Origin of the sequence: Enterobacter sp. 50588862 (assembly GCF_001462935.1) — a bacterium.
Classification (GTDB): Bacteria; Pseudomonadota; Gammaproteobacteria; order Enterobacterales; family Enterobacteriaceae; genus Enterobacter; species Enterobacter bugandensis.
The window spans coordinates 500,387-524,600 of sequence record NZ_LNHM01000021.1; the positions used below are offsets into that span (position 1 = coordinate 500,387).

The following is a 24,214-nucleotide window of genomic DNA, read 5'->3' on the forward strand; positions in this document are numbered from 1 at the left end:
TAACGCAGGACGCGTAAGGGACACCTCCAGGAAGGAGAACGAGAACCGAACAGGATGGTCGGTGGGTCAGGAAGGCCAGGACGTTTCAGGATGAAACAAACACGTCAGGAAGATGTGTGCAGGATGCAAAAGGTATAAGGATGACCAGGCCTTCGGGCATCAGGAAAAGTTGTCACGGAAGAGCAGGGAGCACGAATTGTAGCTGGAATGCTGCGAAACGAACCGGGAGCACTGTTTTTACAGTGCTCCCTTTTTTATTTCTGTCTTCCGCAATGCTATGCTGCGCGCCGTTCACTTTTTCAGTTGAGGTTACTATGACGCAACACGATAGCGTTCGTGCTCAGTTGCACGCCATCGAAGCCCTTTTGCGCCAGCATCAGCTGTGGCAGGAGACCGCGCCGAATCCGGAAGCGTTTGCCAGTACCCAGCCATTCTGCCTGGATACGCTGGCACCGTTCGAGTGGCTCCAGTGGGTATTAATTCCGCGCATGCACGCGCTGCTGGAAGGCGGTCATCCTTTGCCGCAGGCGTTCGCCGTTTCTCCCTACTATGAAATGGCGCTTGAGGCGACGCACCCTGCGCGCGATGTGATGCTGGTTGAGCTGGAAAAACTGGACGCCCTGTTTGCCGGTGAAGAGGCATGACGCTGGAAATCCTCTATCAGGACGAGTGGCTGGTGGCGGTGAATAAACCGTCTGGCTGGCTGGTGCACCGCAGCTGGCTGGATCGCGATGAGAAAGTGGTGGTGATGCAAACCGTGCGCGACCAGATTGGTCAGCATGTGTTTACCGCGCACCGCCTCGACAGACCGACTTCCGGCGTGCTGCTGATGGGGCTTTCCAGCGAGGCGGGCCGCCTGCTGGCGCAGCAGTTCGAACAGCACCAGATCCAGAAGCGCTACCACGCGATCGTTCGTGGCTGGCTGACCGAATCCGCCACGCTGGACTATCCGCTGGTGGAGGAGCTGGACAAAATCGCCGATAAATTTGCCCGCGATGACAAAGGCCCGCAGCCCGCGGTGACGGATTATCGCGGCATGGCGACAACGGAAATGCCGGTAGCAACCAGCAAATTCCCCACCACACGCTACAGCCTGGTTGAGCTTTTGCCCAAAACCGGACGCAAGCACCAGCTTCGCCGCCATCTTGCGCACCTGCGCCACCCGATTATTGGCGACAGCAAGCACGGCGATCTGCGCCAGAACCGCAGCGCGGCAGAGCATTTTGGCTGTAACAGACTGATGCTGCACGCCAGCGAGCTTAGCCTGACTCACCCGTTTACCGGTGAACCACTGATTATTCGTGCCGGGCTGGACGACGTCTGGACGCAGGCGCTGTCACAGTTTGGCTGGCGGGGACAACTCCCCGAAAATGAAAGGGTTGAGTTTGTATCAGGCAACGTTCAGGATGAACGGTAAGCGCAATAATTACGGGAGCAAAGCATGGCTGAAGTAGGCATTTTTGTCGGCACAATGTACGGCAACTCGCTGCTGGTAGCGGAAGAGGCTGAGGCGATTTTGACAAGCCAGGGCCATAAAGCCACGGTCTATGAAGACCCGGAGCTGGCGGACTGGGAAAAGTATAAAGATAAATACATTCTGGTAGTGACCTCCACCACCGGTCAGGGCGATCTCCCGGACAGTATCGTGCCGCTTTTCCAGGGCATTAAAGATCGGCTTGGCTACCAGCCGGACGTTCACTACGGCATTATTGCCCTTGGCGATAGCTCTTACGCCAACTTCTGCGGCGGCGGCAAGCAGTTCGATGCGCTTCTTCAGGAACAGAGCGCCCAGCGCGTCGGCGAGATGCTGCTGATTGATGCCGGTGAGCATCCTGAACCCGAAAGCGAGTCGAACCCGTGGGTTGAACACTGGGCAACGCTTCTTAAATAGTTTCGTAGGCCGGGTAAGGCGTAGCCGCCACCCGGCAACAAAGCCGCATCAAATCCTCAATTCCGTGAAGTATCTTCCACTGCTTTGGGCTTATGCCTCAAACCACGTTCCCCACACTCCTCAATGTTGTGTTTCTGCACGGTGAGCGAACCTGTCACTCCTTCATATACTTTTCCGGTCACAATAAAACGGCTTCAGGCCGTACTAAAACGACAAAACTTATCTCATTCTGATTACCCTACCGGTGCTGTACAGAATGAACAGGCGAAAGCTATGTTTCAGGAGTGCAACAATGAGTACATTAAGCCACGCAGCGAGCAGCGCTGAAAAGCGCACTAATGCCCGCTACTGGATAGTGGTGATGCTGTTTATCGTCACGTCCTTTAACTATGGTGACCGCGCCACGCTGTCGATTGCCGGCTCGGAGATGGCAAAAGACATCGGCCTTGATCCGGTGGGCATGGGTTACGTTTTTTCTGCATTCTCGTGGGCCTACGTCATCGGCCAAATTCCTGGCGGCTGGCTGCTGGACCGTTTTGGCTCTAAACGCGTCTATTTCTGGTCCATCTTTATCTGGTCTGCTTTTACCCTTTTGCAGGGTTTCGTCGATATCTTCAGCGGCTTTGGCATTATCGTGGCGCTCTTTACGCTGCGCTTTCTGGTAGGCCTGGCGGAAGCCCCTTCCTTCCCGGGCAACAGCCGCATTGTCGCGGCCTGGTTTCCTGCGCAGGAGAGGGGAACAGCGGTGGCAATTTTTAACTCTGCCCAGTATTTCGCGACGGTGATCTTTGCGCCCATTATGGGCTGGCTGACGCATGAGGTGGGCTGGTCGCACGTCTTCTTCTTTATGGGCGGGCTTGGGATCGTCATCAGCTTTATCTGGCTGAAAGTGATCCACGAACCGAATCAGCACCCTGGCGTGAACAAGAAGGAGCTGGAATACATTGCTGAGGGCGGGGCGCTGATCAATATGGATCAGAAATCTGACAAAGCAAAAGTCCCCTTCAGCCAGAAATGGGCGCAGATCAAGCAGCTCGTCGGCTCGCGCATGATGATCGGTATCTATCTCGGTCAGTACTGTATCAACGCCTTAACTTACTTCTTTATCACCTGGTTCCCGGTTTATCTGGTGCAGGCGCGCGGCATGTCGATCCTCAAAGCGGGGTTTGTTGCCTCGGTCCCGGCAATCTGCGGCTTCATCGGCGGCGTGCTTGGCGGGGTCATTTCCGACTGGCTGATGCGCCGCACGGGTTCGCTGAACATCGCGCGTAAAACGCCGATTGTGCTCGGCATGCTGCTCTCCATGACCATGGTGTTCTGTAACTACGTCAGTGCCGAGTGGATGATTATCGGCTTTATGGCGATGGCCTTCTTCGGCAAAGGGATTGGCGCGCTGGGCTGGGCGGTGATGGCGGATACGGCACCGAAAGAGATCAGCGGCCTGAGCGGCGGTCTGTTCAATATGTTCGGCAACGTTTCCGGGATTGTTACACCTATCGCTATCGGCTACATCGTCGGCACCACGGGGTCTTTCAACGGCGCGCTAATCTACGTTGGTGTGCATGCCCTGGTGGCGGTGCTGAGTTATCTGGTGCTGGTGGGTGATATTAAACGCGTCGAACTTAAACCTGTTGTGGAGCGCGGATGATGACAACACAATCAAGCCCTGTCGTCACGGAAATGAAAGTTATCCCGGTGGCCGGTCAGGACAGCATGCTGCTCAATATTGGCGGCGCGCATAACGCATGGTTTACCCGCAATATCGTGGTGCTGACCGATAGCGCAGGCAACACCGGGGTAGGTGAAGCCCCCGGCGGGGAAGTGATCTACCAGACCCTGGTAGAGGCTATTCCACAGGTCGTAGGCCAGGAAGTGGCTCGTCTGAATAAGGTGGTTCAGCGGGTGCATAAGGGCAATCAGTCGGCGGACTTTGATACCTTCGGCAAGGGCGCGTGGACGTTTGAACTGCGCGTCAATGCGGTCGCCGCCCTGGAAGCGGCGCTGCTGGATTTACTCGGTAAAGCCCTTAACGTTCCGGTCTGTGAACTGCTGGGGCCAGGCAAACAGCGCAATGCGGTCACCGTGCTGGGCTATCTGTTCTACGTTGGCGATCGCAATAAAACCGATCTCCCCTATCTGGCTCGTTCACCGGGTGACCACGACTGGTATCAGCTGCGCCATCAGGAAGCGCTCTCCGGCGAGGCGGTGGTCCGGCTGGCTGAAGCTGCTCAGGATCGCTACGGCTTTAAGGATTTCAAGCTGAAAGGCGGCGTGTTGCCCGGCGAGCAGGAAATTGAAACAGCCCGGGCGCTGAAAAAACGCTTCCCGGAGGCGCGCATCACCGTTGACCCGAACGGCGCCTGGCTGCTGGATGAGGCGATTAGGCTGTGTAAAGGTCTCGGGGACGTGCTGACCTACGCGGAAGACCCGTGCGGCGCCGAGCAGGGCTTCTCAGGCCGCGAGGTGATGGCCGAATTCCGCCGCGCAACTGGGCTGCCGGTTGCGACCAATATGATCGCCACCAACTGGCGCGAAATGGGCCACGCGGTGATGCTAAACGCCGTCGACATTCCGCTGGCAGACCCGCACTTCTGGACGCTCTCCGGCGCGGTGCGCGTGGCGCAGCTGTGCGATGACTGGGGCCTGACCTGGGGCTGCCACTCCAATAACCATTTCGATATCTCGCTGGCAATGTTTACCCACGTTGGCGCGGCGGCGCCGGGTAACCCGACCGCCATCGACACCCACTGGATTTGGCAGGAAGGCGAAGCTCGTCTGACGAAAAATCCGCTGGAGATCAAAAACGGTAAAATTGCCGTACCCGATGCGCCGGGGCTGGGCGTGGAGCTTGACTGGGATCAGGTTCATCAAGCCCATGAGGCGTATAAAAAGCTACCGGGCGGCGCACGTAACGACGCGGGTCCGATGCAGTACCTTATCCCCGGCTGGACATTTGACCGTAAGCTCCCTGTTTTTGGACGTCACTGATAAAAGGATTACACGATGAGTACTTTTACGACCCCTGTCGTCACCTCCATGCAAATCATTCCGGTCGCAGGTCATGACAGCATGCTGATGAACCTGAGCGGGGCGCATGCGCCGTTCTTCACGCGCAATATTGTCATTATCAAAGACAATGCCGGCCATACCGGCGTGGGTGAAATTCCAGGCGGGGAGAAGATCCGCAAAACGCTGGAGGATGCCATTCCGCTGGTGGTGGGCAAAACGCTGGGTGAGTACAAAAATGTCCTCAACACCGTGCGCAATACCTTTGCCGATCGCGATGCCAGCGGCCGCGGTCTGCAAACCTTCGATTTGCGCACCACTATCCACGTGGTGACCGGCATTGAAGCCGCGATGCTTGATCTGCTGGGCCAGCACCTGAGCGTTAACGTCGCGTCGCTGCTGGGCGAGGGCCAGCAGCGCAGTGAAGTGGAGATGCTCGGCTATCTGTTCTTTGTCGGCGACCGCAAGCTGACGCCGCTGCCGTATCAGAGCCAGCCGGATGACCAATGCGACTGGTACCGCGTACGTCACGAAGAAGCGATGACCCCGGATGCGGTGGTGCGGCTGGCAGAAGCCGCGTATGAAAAATATGGCTTCAATGATTTCAAACTGAAAGGCGGCGTGCTGGCGGGGGAAGAGGAGGCGGAAGCCATTACCGCGCTGGCAAAACGTTTCCCGCAGGCGCGCGTGACGCTGGATCCGAACGGCGCGTGGTCGCTTGATGAAGCGATCGATATTGGCAAGCAGCTCAAGGGCGTACTGGCCTACGCCGAAGATCCATGCGGGGCTGAGCAAGGCTTCTCGGGCCGCGAAGTCATGGCGGAATTCCGTCGCGCTACGGGGCTACCGACCGCGACCAATATGATCGCCACCGACTGGCGTCAGATGGGGCACACGCTCTCTCTGCAATCGGTGGATATCCCGCTGGCGGACCCGCACTTCTGGACAATGCAGGGCTCGGTGCGCGTGGCGCAGATGTGCCACGAGTTTGGCCTGACCTGGGGCTCGCACTCCAACAACCATTTTGACGTGTCGCTGGCGATGTTTACCCACGTTGCCGCCGCCGCGCCGGGCACCATTACCGCTATCGACACGCACTGGATCTGGCAGGAGGGTAACCAGCGCCTCACCAAAGAGCCGTTTGAGATCAAAGGTGGAATGGTGCAGGTGCCGTCCACGCCGGGGTTGGGCGTTGAGCTGGATATGGATCAGGTAATGAAAGCACACGAGCTGTATCAAAAACACGGTCTGGGCGCGCGCGACGACGCGATGGCGATGCAGTACCTGATCCCTGACTGGACATTCGACAATAAACGTCCGTGCATGGTACGATAAACGCATTGGGACCGCTCCCATGAGCGGTTTCCTACGTGGTGTATGCTTAACGTAACGACTATGCGTAAGGATGGCTTATGAAAATTGTTATCGCACCGGACTCGTATAAGGAAAGTTTGAGTGCGCTTGAGGTTGCGACAGCGATCGAGCGCGGTTTTCGCGAGATTTTCCCTGAGGCGGAGTACGTCAAACTGCCGGTCGCTGATGGCGGTGAAGGCACGGTTGAGGCGATGATCGCGGCAACCCGGGGACGCATTGTGCACGTTCCGGTGACCGGTCCGCTGGGCGAGCGCGTGGACGGATTTTATGGAATATCCGGTGACGAGCAGAGCGCCTTTATTGAAATGGCGGCGGCAAGCGGTCTGGAACTGGTAGCCCCTTCACTGCGTGACCCTCTGAAAACGACCTCCTGGGGCACGGGGGAACTTATCCGCCACGCGCTGGATGCGGGCGTTAAGCATATCATCATCGGTATCGGTGGCAGCGCCACCAATGACGGCGGCGCCGGGATGGTGCAGGCGCTGGGGGCTAAGCTGCTGGACGACAATGAACAGCCGCTGGGGCAGGGCGGGGGCGAGCTGGATAATCTTGCGCGGATCGACCTGAGCGGCCTCGACCAGCGTCTGGCGGAGTGCCGGATAGAAGTCGCCTGCGATGTGACGAATCCGCTCACCGGTAAGGATGGCGCGTCAGCGGTATTTGGCCCGCAAAAGGGCGCTACACCCGAGATGATCGTCACTCTGGACAACGCGCTTGCGCACTATGCAAGAGTCATTGCCCGGGATCTGGACATTGATGTGCTCAACCTTGCTGGCGGCGGTGCGGCGGGTGGCATGGGCGCGGCGCTGTACGCTTTTTGTGGCGCGGAGTTGCGCCAGGGCATTGAGATTGTGACCGATGCGCTACACCTGGCCGACCAGGTGGCCGATGCGGATCTGGTGATCACCGGGGAAGGCCGCATCGACAGCCAGACGATCCATGGCAAAGTGCCGGTAGGAGTGGCGAAAGTGGCGAAACGCTTTAATAAGCCCGTTATCGGTATTGCAGGTAGCCTGACGGCGGATGTTGGCGTTGTACACGATCACGGCTTAGACGCGGTGTTTAGCGTGATCTACACCATCTGCTCGCTGGAGGACGCGCTGGAAAATGCCAGCGAGAATGTACAGATGGCCGCAAGGAATATCGCGGCGGTGCTGAAAGTGGGGCAGGGGATGTAGTTCTCCCTCTCCCCGTGGGAGAGGGGCGGGGTGAGGGCATCAGGCCGCACCCGCAATCGTAGGCCCGGTAAGGCGAAGCCGCCACCGGGCTTTTACCTCAGCTCCCCAACACCTTCATCGCTTCCCGCGTCACGTTATCCATCTCATCCAGCAGTTCCAGGAACTCCGGTTCAAGCTCCGATTCCGGCGTACCCGCGCGCAGCTGCTGCTCCAGCAGCTGGCAGAGGTTTTTCAGCCGCGGTACGCCGCTGTAGCCGCAGCTGCCGTGCAGCTTGTGGATCGCTTCCAGCAGCTCTTCCGGGTTCTCGCCCACCAGCTGTTCTTCAACCTTATTACGGATCTCCGGCAGAAACGCGACCAGCATTTGCAGCATCTCTCGTGCTAAATCGGGTTTCCCTGCCGCCTGGCGCAGCGCCAGCTGCCAGTCAAAGGTCGCATTTTGATTAACGCTTACCTCAACCGGCTCGCTGAAAACCGTATATGTTCCGCCAATGTGCCCCGGCTTATAGCGTAACAGCAGGTTATGAAGCTTCTCTTCGTCGATAGGTTTCGCCAGGTAATCATTCATCCCGGCGCTCAGCAGCTTCTCTTTCTGACCGGCCATCGCATGCGCGGTGACCGCAATCACCGGGGTTTGCTGCTGATGCGGGAGCTGGTGGATCAGCTCGCAGGCACGAATGCCATCCATGCCCGGCATCTGAATATCCATCAGAATTAAGTCGAACTGCATCTGTTTAGCCAGTTCAACCGCCTGGGCGCCGCTGGTACACAGCTCAACATGCTGAACCTGGTCTTCCAGCAATACGCCGATTAGCTTCAGGTTTGCCGGATTATCATCCACCGCCATCACGCTCATGGGCAGTTTTTGCTCGTCGTTAATCAACGGCAGTGCGTGCTGGCTAAGACGGCAATACTCCGTGAGGGCGGGCAGCAGGCGGGTCGCGGTGAGTGGTTTAAGCAGGCACGCGGCCGCACCGTCGTTTTTCAACTCTTCCGCATTAAGCTGGGCGTGGCAGGGCAGCGCCAGCAGCAGATAGTCGGTCATCGACGCGGCTTTCGCCAGCCGCTCCTGCTGCATGGTCAGCTCGCCGGTGAAGGTCACCGGGATCCCCATCAGCAAAATGTCGTAATGATCAACGGCCAGGGCTGAGAAGGTTGGACTGTAAACCACCTCCAGCGGCGTGGTGCTTAAAATATCCAGCGCGCACTGCGCCGCTGCCGCATTAGGCTCGACGTAGGCCAGGCGCTTACCTTTCAGACAGTCCGTCACCGGGCCGTCGGTCAGCACGTTCGGATTGAGGTCGAGGTTAATATGGAACCAGAAGGTTGAGCCGCGGTTTGGCTGGCTGTGGAAAGAGATATCGCCGCCCATCTCGTTTACCAGCCTCTGCGTGATCACCAGTCCCAGTCCGGTACCGCCATGGCGGCGGGAGATGCTGGCGTCCGCCTGACGGAACGCCTGGAACAGACGCGACTGATCCCGCTCCGGAATGCCGATACCGGTATCGCGGATTTGAACCTCAATCTGCACCTTGTTATTACTGATGGCGCGTTTTTCTACCAGGATGTCGATGTTGCCGCTTTCGGTGAATTTAATCGCATTCCCGACAAGATTGGTAATGACCTGCTGCAGGCGCAGCGGATCGCCAATAACGTTGTCCGGCACGTCGTTTTTAATATTGAGCGTTAGCTCAAGGCCCTTGTCGTGCGACGAGTGCGCGAGCAGCGTCACCACTTCATCGAGCGTACTGCGCAGCGGGAAGGGAATACTTTCCAGAATCAGTTTGCCCGCCTCCAGCTTGGAGAAGTCCAGCACGTCGTTAATGATCGCCAGCAGGTTATTGGCCGAACGTTCAATGGTGTGCAGGTGATCGCGCTGAGTTGGGTTGAGCTCGCTTTTCAGGGTCAGGCGGGTAAAGCCGATCACGCCATTGAGCGGCGTACGCAGCTCGTGCGACATATTGGCCAGAAACTCAGACTTGATACGCGCCGCTTCCTGAGCGCGCTTTTTCGCCAGATCCAGCTCAACGTTCTGGATCTCCATCTGCTCCAGCGTTTCGCGCAGGTCAGAGGTGGCCTGGTCAACGTTATGCTGCATCTCTTCGTGATAGGCCGCCAGCGACATCGCCATCGAGTTAATGCCGTTTTTCAGCATATCCAGCTCGCCCAACATAAACCCTTCCACGCGGCTGTCGAGCTGTCCCCGGCGGATGCGGTCAACGGTATTAACCATGTTGCGGATGGGACCCGTGACGTCACGCATCAGACGCCAGCCGAAGATCAGCGCAATACCAATGCAGAACAGCATCATCACGCCGGAGATAAAAATTTCTTTGTACTGCTGCAGCCGTACCGACTTGAGATCCAGCTCAAGCGCTACATATCCCAGCATGTTATTGCTGGATTTGGCATCGGATTGCGCAGACTCATCGGGTGAATAGCTTTCCGACACGATCGGCGTTCGCAGGATCATGATGTCGCCGCGCCGCAACACGGTGAGATGGCGCGGGAAGGGCGTACCGTCAGGGATCTTCAGCGTGGTCGGATCGAGATGAAAGTTTGAGGTGACAAACAGGCGGTTATGTTCGTCGTAGACGGAAATGGCGCGGACGATATCCGAGTGGCGGCGGTGGAGCACGCTGATTAACTGCCCAATGGATTCACGGTTTTGCAGGTTCATCCCATACTCGCTTGAGACGGCGAGCGGTTCGATAATGCTGGCGCCCGCGTCCTCCAGCTGTCGCTGCAAATCGTTATAGCGGTGCACCACAAAGAAGATACTCAGCAGCAAACCGATGAGAACGGTGGGGGCGAGGATCAAAATCATCATGCGCGCGCGCAGGCTGTAGTTGGTCATGGCGTTCCGTTATGGGACAATTAAGATAATTATGTTTATGTGAGAAAAATCTCGGCGATGGCGCAATTCTACTCTGCAAAGCGACGCGTGACGACGCGTCAAATCATTACTGTTGAAGCCACGGACCTTGATCCGTTTGGTCAGGGAGTGGCTCGTCACAACGGTAAGACTCTGTTTATAACAGGTTTGCTGCCAGGAGAACGAGCAGAAATTACGCTGACGGAAGACAAGCGTCAGTACGCGCGCGGAGAGGTGAAGCGTCGCCTCAACGCGAGCCCTGAGCGCGTGGAGCCCCGCTGTCCCCATTTTGGCGTGTGCGGAGGCTGCCAGCAACAGCATGCGAGCACAGAATTACAGCAAAAAAGTAAAAGCCGCGCGCTGGCGCGCCTCCTTAAACACGAAGTTGACGAGATTATCGCCGATGAGCCCTGGGGCTATCGCCGCCGCGCGCGCCTGAGCCTGAGCTATCAGCCCAAAACGGAGCGGCTGGAGATGGGTTTTCGCAAAGCAGCCTCCAGCGATATTGTTGACGTGAAGCGGTGCCCCATTTTGGTGCCCCATCTTGAGGCGTTACTTCCGGACGTGCACCGCTGTCTTGCATCGCTCGACGGGGTGCGTTCATTGGGCCACGTTGAACTGGTGCTGGCGAACAACGGCCCGCTGATGGTGCTGCGCCACACCGTGCCGCTGTCGAAAAAAGATCGCGAAAAACTGGAACGCTTTTCGCATTCTCATGAGCTTGCGCTTTTCCTCGCGCCGCAAAGCGAGATACTTGAACAGGTATCGGGCGAAGCTCCCTGGTATGCGTCAGACGGGCTACGCTTAACGTTCAGTCCGCGTGATTTTATCCAGGTCAACGACGGCATAAACCAGCATATGGTGGCGAAGACCCTGGAATGGCTTGACGTACAGCCCACTGACCGTGTGCTCGATCTGTTCTGCGGCATGGGTAACTTTACCCTGCCGCTGGCGCGCAGAGCGGCAAGCGTGGTCGGGGTGGAAGGCGTTGAGGCGCTGGTGGTCAAAGGCCAGGAAAACGCAGAGCAGAACAGCTTGCAAAATGTGACATTCTTTCATCAAAATCTCGAGGAAGATGTCACTCAACAGCCGTGGGCAAAGCAGGGTTTCGACAAAATCCTGCTCGACCCGGCGCGTGCAGGTGCCCCAGGCGTCATGGCGCATATTATTAAACTCGCGCCCAGGCGCGTGGTCTATGTTTCCTGTAACCCGGCAACGCTTGCCCGTGACAGTGAGGCGTTAATCAGCGCGGGTTACCAGATTCGGCGTCTGGCAATGCTGGATATGTTCCCGCACACTGGACATCTGGAATCGATGGCGTTGTTCGAGCACATCTAATTTGTTTGGCTTGTCGACTTCGACAGGCCCTGGTCCCTAAAGGAGAGGACAATGGTTGCGGTAAGAAGTGCACATCTCAATAAAGCTGGGGAGTTTGACCCACAAAAATGGATCGCAAGTCTGGGAATTTCCAGCCAGCAGTCGTGTGAACGCTTAACCGAAACCTGGGCCTACTGTCTGCGCACCACGCAGGGACACCCGGATGCCGATCTTCTCCTGTGGCGCGGCGTGGAGATGGTTGAAATCTTGTCCATGCTGAACATGGACATCGAAACGCTGCAGGCCGCGCTGCTCTTCCCCCTCGCGGATGCGGATGTGGTCAGCGAGGATGTGCTGCGCGACAGCGTCGGCAAATCCGTCGTTGCGCTGATCCACGGCGTGCGCGATATGGCGGCCATTCGCCAGCTAAAAGCCGCGCATACCGATTCCGTCTCCTCAGAGCAGGTTGATAACGTCCGCCGGATGCTGCTGGCCATGGTGGATGATTTTCGCTGCGTGGTCATCAAGCTGGCCGAGCGTATTGCCCACCTGCGGGAGGTGAAGGATGCGCCGGAAGACGAGCGCGTGCTGGCCGCCAAAGAGTGTACGAACATCTATGCGCCGCTGGCGAACCGCTTAGGGATTGGTCAGCTGAAATGGGAGCTGGAAGATTACTGCTTCCGCTATCTGCATCCGGCAGAATACAAGCGCATTGCCAAACTCCTGCATGAGCGCCGTATCGATCGTGAGCACTACATCGACGAGTTTGTCAGCGGGCTGCGCCAGGCCATGAAAGAAGAGAATGTGCGTGCCGAAGTTTACGGTCGGCCTAAGCACATCTACAGCATCTGGCGCAAAATGCAGAAGAAACACCTCGCCTTTGACGAGCTGTTTGACGTGCGCGCCGTGCGTATCGTGGCGGAGCGTCTGCAGGACTGCTACGCCGCGCTGGGGATAGTACATACTCACTTCCGCCACCTGCCGGATGAATTTGACGACTATGTCGCGAACCCAAAACCGAACGGCTACCAGTCCATTCATACCGTGGTGCTTGGCCCCGGCGGCAAAACGGTCGAGATTCAAATCCGCACCAAACAGATGCACGAAGACGCCGAGCTGGGCGTAGCCGCGCACTGGAAGTACAAAGAGGGCACTTCTGGCGGGGCACGCTCCGGCCACGAAGACCGCATCGCCTGGCTGCGCAAGCTGATTGCGTGGCAGGAAGAGATGGCCGACTCCGGCGAAATGCTCGACGAGGTGCGCAGCCAGGTCTTTGATGACCGTGTCTACGTCTTTACCCCGAAAGGGGACGTTGTCGACCTGCCGGCTGGCTCCACGCCGCTCGATTTTGCCTACCACATTCACAGCGACGTGGGGCACCGCTGCATCGGGGCGAAGATCGGCGGACGTATCGTGCCGTTTACCTATCAGCTGCAGATGGGCGACCAGATTGAAATCATTACCCAGAAGCAGCCAAACCCGAGCCGCGACTGGCTTAACCCGAACCTCGGTTACGTCACCACCAGCCGCGGGCGCTCCAAAATTCACGCCTGGTTCCGCAAGCAGGATCGTGACAAAAACATTCTTGCCGGTCGCCAGATCCTTGACGACGAGCTGGAGCATATCGGGATCAGCCTGAAAGAAGCAGAGAAATTCCTGCTGCCGCGCTACAACTTCAACGAGCTGGACGAGCTGCTGGCGGCGATTGGCGGCGGTGATATCCGTCTGAATCAGATGGTCAACTTCCTGCAGGCGCAGTTCAACAAGCCTAGCGCGGAAGAGCAGGACGCGGCGGCGCTGAAGCAGCTGCAGCAGAAAACCTATGCCCCGCAGCAGCGCAGCAAAGACAACGGCCGCGTGGTGGTCGAGGGCGTGGGCAACCTGATGCACCACATTGCCCGCTGCTGCCAGCCGATTCCGGGGGACGATATCGTCGGCTTTATCACCCAGGGGCGCGGGATCTCGATCCACCGCTCCGACTGCGACCAGCTTGCCGAACTGCAGTCCCACGCGCCGGAGCGTATCGTGGAAGCGGTCTGGGGTGAGAGCTATTCCGCCGGTTACTCGCTGGTGGTGCGCGTCACTGCCAACGATCGCAGCGGGCTGCTGCGCGACATCACCACCATTCTCGCCAACGAGAAGGTCAACGTGCTGGGCGTCGCCAGCCGCAGCGATACCCGCGAGCAGCTTGCCACCATCGATATGACCATCGAAATCTACAACCTGCAGGTGCTCGGCCGCGTGCTGGGCAAACTGAACCAGGTGCCGGATGTGATTGACGCGCGTCGTCTGCACGGCGGCTAAACATCCTCTTCCGTAGGCCGGGTAAGGCAACGCCGCCACCCGGCATTTTTTCATCAGGACAGAACTATGACTCAAATCGACCGCCTGCTCGGCATCATGAAACGCCTGCGCGACCCGGAAAACGGCTGCCCGTGGGACAAGGAGCAGACTTTCGCGACCATCGCACCTTATACCCTCGAAGAGACCTATGAGGTGCTGGACGCCATTTCACGCGAGGATTTCGATGACCTGCGCGGTGAACTCGGCGACCTGCTGTTCCAGGTAGTGTTCTACGCCCAGATGGCGCAGGAGGAAGGGCGCTTTAACTTTGACGATATCTGTGCCGCTATCAGCGACAAGCTGGAGCGCCGCCATCCGCATATCTTTGGCGATGCCACCGCAGGAAACAGCGCAGAGGTGCTGGCCCGCTGGGAGCAGATTAAAAGCGCCGAGCGCGCTGAAAAGTCCCAACACTCTGCGCTGGACGACATCCCGCTGAGCCTGCCCGCGCTGATGCGCGCCCACAAAATTCAAAAGCGCTGCTCGGCGGTAGGATTTGACTGGGATTCCCTGGGACCCGTGCTGGATAAAGTGCATGAAGAGATCGACGAAGTGATGCACGAAGCGCAGCAGGCGGTGGTCGATGAAGCAAAGCTGGAGGAAGAGATGGGCGACCTGCTGTTCGCCACCGTCAACCTTTCTCGCCATTTAGGGGTAAAAGCGGAAACCGCGCTGCAAAAAGCCAACCTGAAATTCGAACGACGCTTTCGTGAAGTCGAGCGGATTGTGGCCTCGCGGGGCCTGGAAATGACCGGAATTGACCTCGACGCGATGGAAGAAGTCTGGCAGGAAGTAAAACGCCAGGAATCTGATCTCTAACGGAATTTTGCGATCAAGCGCAATTTGTGTGATTTTTTAAATGACAAGCGCTTGATTTGCGTCAAAAACATTTATCCAAAAGGGGCTATTTTCTCACTCCTTATGTTTGTCATGGCCTGGAATGGAGACGGAGAATGAAAGTTTGTGGCGCTCGCCGTGTTCGGGTATACTACTTTCCCGTCCTGGTTATTCCATCGTTTCACCCTAACTTCTCAGGTTCAGCATGACAACGAACTATATTTTTGTGACCGGCGGGGTCGTATCCTCTCTGGGTAAAGGCATTGCCGCAGCCTCCCTCGCAGCCATTCTTGAAGCCCGTGGCCTCAATGTGACCATGATGAAACTGGATCCGTATATCAACGTCGATCCTGGCACCATGAGCCCAACCCAACACGGGGAAGTGTTCGTTACTGAAGACGGCGCTGAAACCGATCTGGATCTTGGCCACTACGAGCGTTTCATTCGTACCAAAATGACCCGTCGTAACAACTTTACGACTGGCCGCATCTACTCTGACGTTCTGCGTAAAGAGCGCCGCGGTGACTACCTGGGCGCGACCGTGCAGGTTATCCCACACATCACTAACGCCATCAAAGAGCGTGTCCTTGCCGGTGGCGAAGGGCATGACGTTGTGCTGGTTGAAATCGGCGGTACCGTGGGTGATATCGAATCCCTGCCGTTCCTCGAAGCGATTCGTCAGCTGGCGGTAGACATTGGTCGTGAACACGCGCTGTTCATGCACCTGACGCTGGTGCCTTACATGGCGGCGGCAGGTGAAGTGAAAACCAAACCGACTCAGCACTCCGTTAAAGAACTGCTCTCTATCGGTATTCAGCCTGACATCCTGGTTTGCCGTTCCGATCGTGCCATTCCAGCGAACGAACGTGCGAAAATTGCATTGTTCTGTAACGTGCCTGAAAAAGCCGTTATTTCAATGAAAGATGTCGATTCCATTTATAAAATCCCGGGCCTGTTGAAATCACAGGGTCTGGACGATTATATTTGTAAACGATTCAGCTTGAACTGTCCGGAAGCTAACCTGTCTGAATGGGAACAGGTTATTTATGAAGAAGCGAACCCGGCAGGCGAAGTGACTATCGGTATGGTCGGCAAGTACATCGAACTGCCGGACGCCTATAAGTCAGTTATCGAAGCGCTGAAGCACGGTGGTCTGAAGAACCGCGTCTCCGTGAACATCAAGCTGATTGATTCGCAGGATGTTGAAACACGTGGCGTTGAAATTCTGAAAGATCTGGATGCTATCCTCATCCCTGGCGGCTTCGGCTACCGTGGTGTTGAAGGCAAGATCGCCACTGCACGCTATGCGCGTGAAAACAATATTCCATACCTCGGCATCTGCCTGGGTATGCAGGTTGCGCTGATCGAATTTGCGCGCAACGTAGCGGGAATGGAAAACGCGAACTCTACGGAATTTGTGCCAGACTGTAAGTACCCTGTCGTGGCGCTGATTACGGAATGGCGCGACGAAGACGGTAACGTCGAAGTCCGTACCGAGAAGAGCGATCTGGGTGGCACTATGCGTCTTGGCGCGCAGGCCTGCCAGCTGTCCGACGATAGCGTGGTTCGCAAGCTGTACGGCGAGCCGGTCATCACCGAGCGCCATCGTCACCGCTATGAAGTCAACAATATGTTGTTGAAACAAATTGAAGCCGCGGGCCTGCGTGTTGCGGGTCGCTCCGGGGACGATCAGTTAGTCGAGATCATCGAGGTGCCAAACCATCCGTGGTTTGTTGCCTGCCAGTTCCACCCGGAATTTACTTCAACGCCGCGTGATGGACATCCGCTGTTTGCAGGCTTCGTGAAAGCCGCCAGCGAGTACCAGAAGCGTCAGGCGAAGTAAAAAAGTTAGAACGGCAACGCGTACCAACGGTACGCGTTGTTTGTCTGGAGTTTTAGTTTAACTTGTACTGAGGAAAATCTAATGTCCAAAATCGTTAAAGTCATCGGTCGTGAAATCATCGACTCCCGTGGTAACCCGACCGTTGAAGCCGAAGTTCATCTGGAAGGTGGTTTCGTCGGTATGGCAGCTGCTCCATCAGGTGCTTCTACGGGTTCCCGTGAAGCGCTGGAACTGCGTGATGGCGACAAATCCCGTTTCATGGGCAAAGGCGTACTGAAAGCGGTTGGCGCTGTTAACGGTCCTATTGCTCAGGCTATCGTTGGCAAAGATGCCAAAGATCAGGCTGGCATCGACAAGATCATGATCGATCTGGACGGTACTGAAAACAAATCTAACTTCGGTGCGAACGCAATCCTGGCCGTTTCCCTGGCGAACGCCAAAGCAGCAGCCGCTGCTAAAGGTATGCCACTGTTCGAGCACATCGCTGAACTGAACGGCACCCCAGGCAAATACTCTATGCCTGTACCAATGATGAACATCATCAACGGTGGTGAGCACGCAGACAACAACGTTGATATTCAGGAATTCATGATTCAGCCAGTTGGCGCGAAAACCCTGAAAGAAGCGGTTCGTATGGGTTCTGAAGTGTTCCACAACCTGGCTAAAGTTCTGAAAGCTAAAGGTATGAACACTGCTGTTGGTGACGAAGGTGGCTACGCGCCAAACCTGGGTTCTAACGCAGAAGCACTGGCTGTTATCGCTGAAGCGGTTAAAGCAGCAGGCTACGAGCTGGGCAAAGACATCACCCTGGCGATGGACTGTGCAGCATCTGAATTCTACAAAGACGGTAAATACGTTCTGGCTGGCGAAGGCAACAAAGCGTTCACCTCCGAAGAGTTCACTCACTTCCTGGAAGACCTGACTAAACAGTACCCAATCGTTTCTATCGAAGACGGTCTGGACGAGTCTGACTGGGATGGTTTCGCATACCAGACCAAAGTACTGGGCGACAAAATCCAGCTGGTTGGTGACGATCTGTTCGTAACCAACACTAAGATCCTGAAAGAAGGCATCGAGAAAGGCATCGTTAACTCCATCCTGATCAAATTCAACCAGATCGGTTCTCTGACCGAAACGCTGGCTGCGATCAAAATGGCGAAAGACGCTGGCTACACCGCTGTTATCTCTCACCGTTCTGGCGAAACTGAAGACGCGACCATTGCTGACCTGGCTGTTGGTACCGCTGCTGGCCAGATCAAAACCGGTTCTATGAGCCGTTCTGACCGTGTTGCTAAATACAACCAGCTGATTCGTATCGAAGAAGCGCTGGGTGAAAAAGCACCTTACAACGGTCGTAAAGAGATCAAAGGCCAGGCATAATTGCTTAAGCCTTAACATGAAAATGCCAGTCGAATGACTGGCATTTTTTTTGGTTATTTAAAATCGACCGCCATCTGCTCGGGAATGGTCAGTCCCCGGGTGGTTTGCACGCAGCGGGCGATATAATCCGTAAAACGAGGTGGCTTCGGCATCCCCATGCTGAGCAGCTTATCGTTGCTGAAGCGCACGTTCAGCGTGGCAAAGGCACCGTATAAGCGCATCGCTCTCAGCATCAGACGTTCGTTGCACGGACCAAAAATGGTTTTCAGTTCACGGCGCATTTTGACCAGCGTTTCGTAGCTGACCTGCGCGTACTTATCGCCAACGGGCGCTTTCTCCAGCGCCTGCGCCATTGCCCGATCGATATCCGCAAAGCGAACGCTGTTCTCTTCCCCGGCTGAAATGTGTACCACTTCCCCCGGACGCGCGTTGCTGCTCAGCAGCATTAACATTGCGTCGGCGCAATAATCTACCGGGACAACGTCGATCCGGTCTTCCATCGAGCACATAAACTTCTGCAGCATCAGGCCCATGCTGAAGACCCAAAAGATACTGCTCGACGGCGTGCAGCCGTGGCGGGTATGGCCGACGACGATGGACGGACGGGCGATGAGCAGCGGCAGGTTAGGACATTCCTGGCGCATCAGCTGTTCGATGGTTGACTTCGAATACGTATATTCCACCAGGTGCTCAGCGTTTTCTCTGAATTCCGCACTTTCGGCGACCAGCGAATCCTGCTCCGGCGTGCATGACATTGCGGTGCCTACATGCAGGAAACGCTGCAGCCCTGCGACCTGCTCCATGCGGCGCGCCAGCGCTAGCGTACCCTCTACGTTCACCTTCCAGATCAGCGGGTTATTGCCAAATGACGCAACTGCCGCGCAGTTAACGACATGCGTAACCTGGTCCAGACGGGGATCGTTCAGAAAGGCTTCCGGCTGGCTGAGGTCGCCGATGAGGATATTATCCACGCTCAGGGAGGCCAGTTTCTCCTCAGAAATGTTGAACTTACGCATGTTCTCCTGCACGCGCGCCAGCCCGCTTTGCGGATCGCCGGCACGGGCAAGCAAAAGGAGTTTTACGGATTGATCGCTGGTCAGGATTTTTTCAAGTACTGCACCGCCCAGAAACCCGGTCACGCCTGTAATTAATAACATCTTCATTATTACCGTCTCATTATGATTGATGAGGCGGATTGTAGGCGCGCAAAAGTAAACGGCGTTTAAATAATAAAACGTCGGGACCGACAGCGTCTTAAGCTTATTTTAAGGAAAGGAAATCAGGTGAAAATATTGGACATTGCAGAAAGCGGAAAAATTCAATTTATTCATGTTTTTATTTTAACTTAATGATTTTAATCTGTTTTTGTCTCTGGGGTGGCGCGAGGGAAATAATTCAAACTGTAATAAACAAAATAATTTGTTACACCAAACATTTATCATATAAATGAATTGAACTCTGCTTAAGTTAAATTGAGCAAAATAAAACGCAGGCTATTTTATTTAGCCTGCGAAGGGTTTTCAGAGCAGAAGAGGAAGCGTGGCGCTGGCCGTTTGCTGGCTGACGTCAGCGTAATGACCATCCAGCGCAATCATGGATGTCGTAAGTAATTCGACCAGCAGCATCACCCCAACTTTGGCATTGAGCGCGCCCGCGCTAAGAGGGCCTTCTGGCTTGGCGGCCACCAGCAGCATATCGCTAAGAGACGCCAGCGGGCTGCGGGGCGTGTTGCTGAGCGCCAGAACCTTCACCCCGCGCTTGCGGGCAAGTTTCACTACGTGAAGTAAATCTCGCGTTGAACCGGAGCTGGAGATCGCCACCACCAGCGTCTCTGCCGAAAGCGTGGTCGCATTCATGGCTGCGCGGTGCATATCGCTAAACAGCTGTGCGGATTTACCCAGCCTTAATAACTTGTAATGCAGATACTCCCCGAGGATTGCGCTGGCCGCGACGCCATAAATCTGCACGGACTGCGCCTGATGCAGCGCCAGTGCGGCTTTTTCAAGCAGCGCGCGGTCGAGGAGTCTCGCGGTATCCTGCAGAGCCTGCACCGATTCATCCACCACGCTGTCAATCTCATCCCCCGCCTGACGCGCGGGCTGACCCTGCTGAATATCCAGCGCCAGCGCCATTTTGAATTCGTTATACCCCTTGCACCCCAGCGTCCGGCAAAGACGCGTCACGCTGGCCTCGCTGGTGTGGCTCTCTCGCGCCAGTTCGGTGATGGTCAGGTAGAGCACCCGGGCAGGGTCGCTGAGGACAAACTCACCGAGTTTTTGTTGCGTTGGGCTGTACCCGGAAGCCTCCTGGCGGAGCTTCAGCAGCAGGTTTTCATGGTCCGACATGCCACGTCCTTAATGTGTTTCACTGCGACTAGTGTGGCGGAAAGCGGGGGAAAGATGCCAGTCATTTTAAAAAAGTATGATCGGCCTCCTGGTTTGTGATGATAATTTTCACTATAAAATATTTATATGGTAAAAATTTTCATCTTTTAATGGGGGGATGAAAAAATGATGCAAATATTCAGTGGCGCTTCGTCGGGTGGATGGTTTGAAAAAGCGCAGCGCTTTGGCAAATCCTTTATGTTGCCTATCGCCGTATTGCCCGCGGCGGGTCTGCTGCTCGGTATCGGCGGGGCGTTATCGAACCCCAATACGCTGGCGGCCTATCCGTTTTTAGATGTGAGCTGGCTGCAGGCCATTTTCACCATCATGAGCAGTGCGGGTTCGATTGTGTTTGCGAACCTCTCGGTGCTGTTTGCGGTTGGGGTGGCTGTCGGGCTGGCAAAAAACGATAAGGGCACGGCGGGGCTGGCAGCGCTACTCGCGTTTCTGGTGATGAACGCCACCATCAACGCGCTGCTGATCCTCACCGGCAAACTGGCGCACGAGAACCCGGGCGCTGTAGGGCAGGGCATGACGCTGGGTATTCAGACGCTGGAAACCGGGGTGTTTGGCGGCGTGGTGATTGGTCTCGTGACCTGCGCGCTGCATCATCGGTTTAATAAGATAGCGCTTCCGCAGTTCCTGGGCTTTTTTGGCGGCTCGCGCTTTGTCCCGATTATCAGCTCGCTGGCGGCAATACTCGTTGGCGCGATCATGACCGTGGTCTGGCCGCATTTCCAGAAGCTTATTTTTGGTCTGGGCGGGCTGGTGGATGCCACCGGTTATCTTGGCACGCTGCTGTACGGCTTTATTTTGCGCATGCTTGGCCCGTTTGGTCTGCACCATATCTTCTATCTGCCGTTCTGGACCACCGCGCTCGGCGGCAGCGAGATCGTCAACGGCCACCTGGTTGAGGGCACGCAGCGGATCTTCTTCGCTCAGCTCGCCGACCCGAACACGCAGCATTTCTATGAAGGCACGTCACGCTTCATGTCCGGGCGCTTTATCACGATGATGTTTGGCCTGCTCGGCGCGTGTCTGGCGATGTACCACACGGCGAAACCGGAGAACAAAAAGCGCGTTGCCGGGCTGCTGCTCTCCGCGGCGTTAACTTCATTCCTGACGGGAATTACCGAGCCCATCGAGTTCTCCTTCCTGTTCATTGCCCCGGTGCTCTACGTCATTCACGCGCTGTTTGACGGGCTGGCGTTTATGCTCGCGCACATGCTGCACATCACCATCGGGCAGACCTTCTCCGGCGGTTTTATTGACTTCGTGCTGTTCGGCATTTTGCAGGGGGAGGCCAAAACCAACTGGATGTTCGTTCCGCTGGTCGGCGTGCCGTGGTTCTTCCTCTACTACTTCACTTTCCGCTACCTGATTAACCGCTTTGATTTCGCCACGCCGGGCCGTGAAAAGGAGGCGATGGTTGATGACGTCAGCCTGCCGCAAAGCGAGCGCGCTGCGGCGGTGATCGCCGGGTTGGGCGGAAAAGACAATCTGGAAGAGGTGGACTGCTGCGCCACGCGGCTTCGCGTGACGGTCAAAGACGGCAGCAAAGTGAATGACGCGGCGCTGAAAGCCACCGGCGCGCGCGGCGTTATCGTGCGCGGTAACGGTGTACAGGTCATTTATGGCCCGCACGTCACGATTATCAAAAACGAAGTGGAAGAGATCTTATCGTAATGAAAAATGTACTGGATAACCTGAAGGGAAAACTGGTCGTCTCCTGTCAGGCGCTGGAAAACGAACCGCTGCACAGCCCGTTTATCATGTCGCGAATGGCGCTGGCGGCGGCACAGGGCGGAGCCTTCGCCATTCGCGCCAACAGCGTGGTGGATATCGAGGCCATTAAACAGCAGGTGTCTTTACCGGTTATCGGCATCATCAAACGGGACTATCCAGGGAGCGAAGTATTTATCACCGCTACGATGAAAGAGGTGGATGAGCTCATGGCCGTCTCTCCGGAAATCATTGCCCTTGATGCGACGGCGCGGGAACGTCCTGGCGGTGAATCCCTGGAAACACTGGTCACGGCCATCCGCTCACGTTACCCCTCGGTACTGCTGATGGCAGATATTTCCACCGTAGACGAAGCCGTGACGGCGCAGACGCTTGGCTTTGACTGCGTCGGTACCACGCTGTACGGCTATACGGCGGAAACGATAGGCCATACGCTTCCGGAGAATGACTGTGCGTTCCTGAAAGCGGTTCTGGCGGCCGTGACGGTCCCCGTGGTTGCCGAAGGCAACGTGGATACGCCCGAGCGCGCGGCCCGGTGTCTGGCTCTGGGCGCGCATACGGTCGTTGTCGGCGGGGCGATCACCCGCCCACAGCAAATTACCGCGCGCTTTATGGCGGCGATTAGCGCGCAAAGCACCGATGGAGCATGACCATCCGACGGGGATCTGCGATACTTATCGTTTATCCCCTTTACTGAGATGACTATGCAGTACCCGATTAACGAGATGTTCCAGACCCTGCAAGGCGAGGGTTACTTTACCGGCGTTCCCGCTATCTTTATTCGTTTACAGGGATGCCCGGTTGGCTGTGCCTGGTGTGATACCAAACATACGTGGGATAAGCTCGCAGATCGGGAAGTGTCGCTGTTTAGCATTCTGGCGAAAACCAAAGAGAGCGATAAGTGGGGCGCTGGCAGTGCAGAAGACCTGCTGGCCATTATTGGTCGCCAGGGCTGGACGGCTCGCCACGTCGTCATCACCGGCGGCGAACCCTGCATTCACGATCTGACGCCGCTGACCGAGCTGCTCGAAAAGAACGGCTACAGCTGCCAGATTGAGACCAGCGGCACCCATGAAGTGCGCTGTTCACACACCACCTGGGTGACGGTATCGCCAAAAGTGAATATGCGTGGCGGGTATGACGTGCTGTCTCAGGCGCTGGAGCGCGCGGATGAAATTAAGCATCCGGTAGGACGCGTGCGTGATATCGAAGCGCTGGATGAACTGCTGGCGACGCTGACGGATGAGAAGCAGCGGGTAATCGCCCTGCAGCCGATCAGCCAGAAAGAGGATGCGACGCGACTGTGCATTGAAACCTGCATTGCGCGCAACTGGCGCCTGTCGATGCAGACGCATAAGTATCTGAATATTGCCTAGAAAAAAGCCCGGTTTTGCCGGGCTTTTTTTACTCTCCGCGATACACGCAGCCTGCCGTGCAGGTTTCTTTGATCATCACCGCGCTCAGCAGCGGTACCAGCGGCTTCATCTGATCCCAGATCCATTTTGCCAGCACTTCGCTGGTCGGGTTTTCCAGACCCGGAATATCGTTGAGATAGTAGTGATCCAGACGATCGTAGGTCGGCTTAAACGCGGCCTTCAGCTCGGCAAAGTCCATGATCCAACCGGTATGCGGATCAACTTCACCGGTGATCTCAAGACGCACCATAAACGAATGCCCGTGCAGGCGGCCGCATTTATGTCCTGCAGGAACGTGCGGAAGGTGGTGGGCGGCTTCGAAGGTGAAATCTTTAAACAGTGTGGTGGACATGATCGCTCTCAGTAATGCGGAAAAAACCGCCGCATAGTACCGGAAAGCACAATTTTTAGCATTAACTAAAACGGCTCTGAACGTTGAACGCCGGGTATTCAGGGTGATTGTTGGTTTTTATTGTTTTATTTCAAATGGTTATTCAATCGTTTTTACCGCTAAGAACGATAACTAAAACAGGTTAGTCCATTTGGTTATTTATTATTTCCATCCCTTCTTTAATTGTTATTATCCACGCCGTTAACCTTATCTTCAGTTTGGATTTATTCGCTTAAA

The 24,214-nt window shown here is 56.1% G+C and carries 19 protein-coding genes; 15 read left to right on the forward strand and 4 right to left on the reverse strand.

The annotated features are described in order from the left end of the window. Positions 1-314: 314 nt before the first annotated feature. From APT89_RS10255 to APT89_RS10285, 7 genes are all read left to right on the forward strand, one after another. Entirely contained in the window at positions 315-644 is a 330-nt protein-coding gene (locus APT89_RS10255) for a YqcC family protein (RefSeq protein WP_028014265.1), read from the forward strand. Next, positions 641-1,417 (forward strand): tRNA pseudouridine(65) synthase TruC, encoded by a 777-nt coding sequence (truC, locus tag APT89_RS10260; RefSeq protein WP_060572251.1) that lies wholly within the window; start codon positions 641-643, stop codon positions 1,415-1,417. The genes APT89_RS10255 and truC overlap by 4 nt, the downstream gene beginning before the upstream one ends. 24 nt (positions 1,418-1,441) lie before the next feature. After that, on the forward strand, positions 1,442-1,891 hold the full coding sequence (locus tag APT89_RS10265; protein WP_028014263.1) for a flavodoxin: 450 nt from the start codon (positions 1,442-1,444) through the stop codon (positions 1,889-1,891). Positions 1,892-2,183: 292 nt separating this feature from the next. Then, a complete protein-coding gene (gene gudP, locus APT89_RS10270; RefSeq protein ID WP_041908405.1) occupies positions 2,184-3,539 on the forward strand; it encodes a galactarate/glucarate/glycerate transporter GudP in 1,356 nt (451 codons plus the stop codon). Continuing rightward, positions 3,539-4,879 carry an enolase C-terminal domain-like protein gene (locus APT89_RS10275; RefSeq protein ID WP_060572368.1) on the forward strand — a complete coding sequence of 447 codons (1,341 nt, stop codon included), beginning with the start codon at positions 3,539-3,541 and terminating at the stop codon, positions 4,877-4,879. Before gudP ends, APT89_RS10275 begins: the two co-directional genes overlap by 1 nt. 15 nt (positions 4,880-4,894) lie before the next feature. After that, entirely contained in the window at positions 4,895-6,232 is a 1,338-nt protein-coding gene (gene gudD / locus APT89_RS10280; RefSeq protein WP_060572254.1) for a glucarate dehydratase, read from the forward strand. A 77-nt stretch (positions 6,233-6,309) separates the two neighbouring features. Then, a complete protein-coding gene (locus APT89_RS10285) occupies positions 6,310-7,449 on the forward strand; it encodes a glycerate kinase (protein WP_045629951.1) in 1,140 nt (379 codons plus the stop codon). Positions 7,450-7,546: 97 nt separating this feature from the next. Here the strand turns inward: APT89_RS10285 and barA are convergent, their stop codons facing one another. Further along, positions 7,547-10,306, reverse strand: a complete 2,760-nt coding sequence (barA, locus tag APT89_RS10290; RefSeq protein WP_041908411.1) for a two-component sensor histidine kinase BarA — start codon at positions 10,304-10,306, stop codon at positions 7,547-7,549. A gap of 57 nt (positions 10,307-10,363) precedes the next feature. On the opposite strand from barA, the gene rlmD reads away from it, so the two are divergent. From rlmD to eno, 5 genes are all read left to right on the forward strand, one after another. Continuing rightward, complete coding sequence (gene rlmD / locus APT89_RS10295) at positions 10,364-11,662, forward strand: 23S rRNA (uracil(1939)-C(5))-methyltransferase RlmD (RefSeq protein ID WP_047364448.1); 1,299 nt, start codon at positions 10,364-10,366, stop codon at positions 11,660-11,662. A 51-nt stretch (positions 11,663-11,713) separates the two neighbouring features. Then, positions 11,714-13,945: a GTP diphosphokinase gene (gene relA / locus APT89_RS10300; protein WP_028014256.1), complete on the forward strand. Its 2,232-nt coding sequence runs from the start codon at positions 11,714-11,716 to the stop codon at positions 13,943-13,945. Between the two features lie 66 nt (positions 13,946-14,011). Next, positions 14,012-14,803 carry a nucleoside triphosphate pyrophosphohydrolase gene (gene mazG, locus APT89_RS10305; RefSeq protein ID WP_045261274.1) on the forward strand — a complete coding sequence of 264 codons (792 nt, stop codon included), beginning with the start codon at positions 14,012-14,014 and terminating at the stop codon, positions 14,801-14,803. Between the two features lie 223 nt (positions 14,804-15,026). After that, entirely contained in the window at positions 15,027-16,664 is a 1,638-nt protein-coding gene (gene pyrG, locus APT89_RS10310) for a glutamine hydrolyzing CTP synthase (protein WP_028014254.1), read from the forward strand. Positions 16,665-16,745: 81 nt separating this feature from the next. Beyond that, positions 16,746-18,044, forward strand: coding sequence for a phosphopyruvate hydratase (gene eno / locus APT89_RS10315; protein ID WP_006811784.1), 1,299 nt, complete (start codon positions 16,746-16,748; stop codon positions 18,042-18,044). 53 nt (positions 18,045-18,097) lie between these two features. On the opposite strand, the gene APT89_RS10320 is transcribed toward eno, so the two are convergent. Together APT89_RS10320 and APT89_RS10325 are read right to left on the reverse strand one after the other, a co-directional pair. After that, entirely contained in the window at positions 18,098-19,207 is a 1,110-nt protein-coding gene (locus APT89_RS10320) for an SDR family oxidoreductase (protein ID WP_041908416.1), read from the reverse strand. Between the two features lie 357 nt (positions 19,208-19,564). After that, the gene (locus tag APT89_RS10325) at positions 19,565-20,389 is read right to left on the reverse strand and encodes a MurR/RpiR family transcriptional regulator (RefSeq protein ID WP_028014252.1); all 825 of its coding nucleotides are present in this window, start codon (positions 20,387-20,389) and stop codon (positions 19,565-19,567) included. Positions 20,390-20,554: 165 nt separating this feature from the next. Here APT89_RS10325 and APT89_RS10330 point away from each other — a divergent pair, with 165 nt between their 5' ends. From APT89_RS10330 to queE, 3 genes are read left to right on the forward strand one after another with little or no spacing between them, the layout of a single operon-like run. Next, a complete protein-coding gene (locus APT89_RS10330; RefSeq protein ID WP_041908418.1) occupies positions 20,555-22,114 on the forward strand; it encodes a maltose/glucose-specific PTS transporter subunit IIC in 1,560 nt (519 codons plus the stop codon). Beyond that, positions 22,114-22,821, forward strand: a complete 708-nt coding sequence (locus APT89_RS10335; RefSeq protein ID WP_041908420.1) for an N-acetylmannosamine-6-phosphate 2-epimerase — start codon at positions 22,114-22,116, stop codon at positions 22,819-22,821. Before APT89_RS10330 ends, APT89_RS10335 begins: the two co-directional genes overlap by 1 nt. 54 nt (positions 22,822-22,875) lie before the next feature. After that, positions 22,876-23,547 (forward strand): 7-carboxy-7-deazaguanine synthase QueE, encoded by a 672-nt coding sequence (gene queE / locus APT89_RS10340; protein ID WP_028014249.1) that lies wholly within the window; start codon positions 22,876-22,878, stop codon positions 23,545-23,547. 28 nt (positions 23,548-23,575) lie between these two features. Here queE and queD read toward each other — a convergent pair whose 3' ends face one another. Further along, positions 23,576-23,938, reverse strand: coding sequence for a 6-carboxytetrahydropterin synthase QueD (queD, locus tag APT89_RS10345; RefSeq protein ID WP_003862700.1), 363 nt, complete (start codon positions 23,936-23,938; stop codon positions 23,576-23,578). Positions 23,939-24,214: the final 276 nt, after the last annotated feature.

Excerpts from the sequence above, each read along its gene's own strand:
- APT89_RS10255 (WP_028014265.1), top strand. The coding sequence starts at position 315 with ATGACGCAACACGATAGCGTTCGTGCTCAGTTGCACGCCATCGAAGCC.
- truC (WP_060572251.1), top strand. The coding sequence starts at position 641 with ATGACGCTGGAAATCCTCTATCAGGACGAGTGGCTGGTGGCGGTGAAT.
- APT89_RS10265 (WP_028014263.1), top strand. The coding sequence starts at position 1,442 with ATGGCTGAAGTAGGCATTTTTGTCGGCACAATGTACGGCAACTCGCTG.
- gudP (WP_041908405.1), top strand. The coding sequence starts at position 2,184 with ATGAGTACATTAAGCCACGCAGCGAGCAGCGCTGAAAAGCGCACTAAT.
- APT89_RS10275 (WP_060572368.1), top strand. The coding sequence starts at position 3,539 with ATGACAACACAATCAAGCCCTGTCGTCACGGAAATGAAAGTTATCCCG.
- gudD (WP_060572254.1), top strand. The coding sequence starts at position 4,895 with ATGAGTACTTTTACGACCCCTGTCGTCACCTCCATGCAAATCATTCCG.
- APT89_RS10285 (WP_045629951.1), top strand. The coding sequence starts at position 6,310 with ATGAAAATTGTTATCGCACCGGACTCGTATAAGGAAAGTTTGAGTGCG.
- barA (WP_041908411.1), bottom strand. The coding sequence starts at position 10,306 with ATGACCAACTACAGCCTGCGCGCGCGCATGATGATTTTGATCCTCGCC.
- rlmD (WP_047364448.1), top strand. The coding sequence starts at position 10,364 with ATGGCGCAATTCTACTCTGCAAAGCGACGCGTGACGACGCGTCAAATC.
- relA (WP_028014256.1), top strand. The coding sequence starts at position 11,714 with ATGGTTGCGGTAAGAAGTGCACATCTCAATAAAGCTGGGGAGTTTGAC.
- mazG (WP_045261274.1), top strand. The coding sequence starts at position 14,012 with ATGACTCAAATCGACCGCCTGCTCGGCATCATGAAACGCCTGCGCGAC.
- pyrG (WP_028014254.1), top strand. The coding sequence starts at position 15,027 with ATGACAACGAACTATATTTTTGTGACCGGCGGGGTCGTATCCTCTCTG.
- eno (WP_006811784.1), top strand. The coding sequence starts at position 16,746 with ATGTCCAAAATCGTTAAAGTCATCGGTCGTGAAATCATCGACTCCCGT.
- APT89_RS10320 (WP_041908416.1), bottom strand. The coding sequence starts at position 19,207 with ATGAAGATGTTATTAATTACAGGCGTGACCGGGTTTCTGGGCGGTGCA.
- APT89_RS10325 (WP_028014252.1), bottom strand. The coding sequence starts at position 20,389 with ATGTCGGACCATGAAAACCTGCTGCTGAAGCTCCGCCAGGAGGCTTCC.
- APT89_RS10330 (WP_041908418.1), top strand. The coding sequence starts at position 20,555 with ATGATGCAAATATTCAGTGGCGCTTCGTCGGGTGGATGGTTTGAAAAA.
- APT89_RS10335 (WP_041908420.1), top strand. The coding sequence starts at position 22,114 with ATGAAAAATGTACTGGATAACCTGAAGGGAAAACTGGTCGTCTCCTGT.
- queE (WP_028014249.1), top strand. The coding sequence starts at position 22,876 with ATGCAGTACCCGATTAACGAGATGTTCCAGACCCTGCAAGGCGAGGGT.
- queD (WP_003862700.1), bottom strand. The coding sequence starts at position 23,938 with ATGTCCACCACACTGTTTAAAGATTTCACCTTCGAAGCCGCCCACCAC.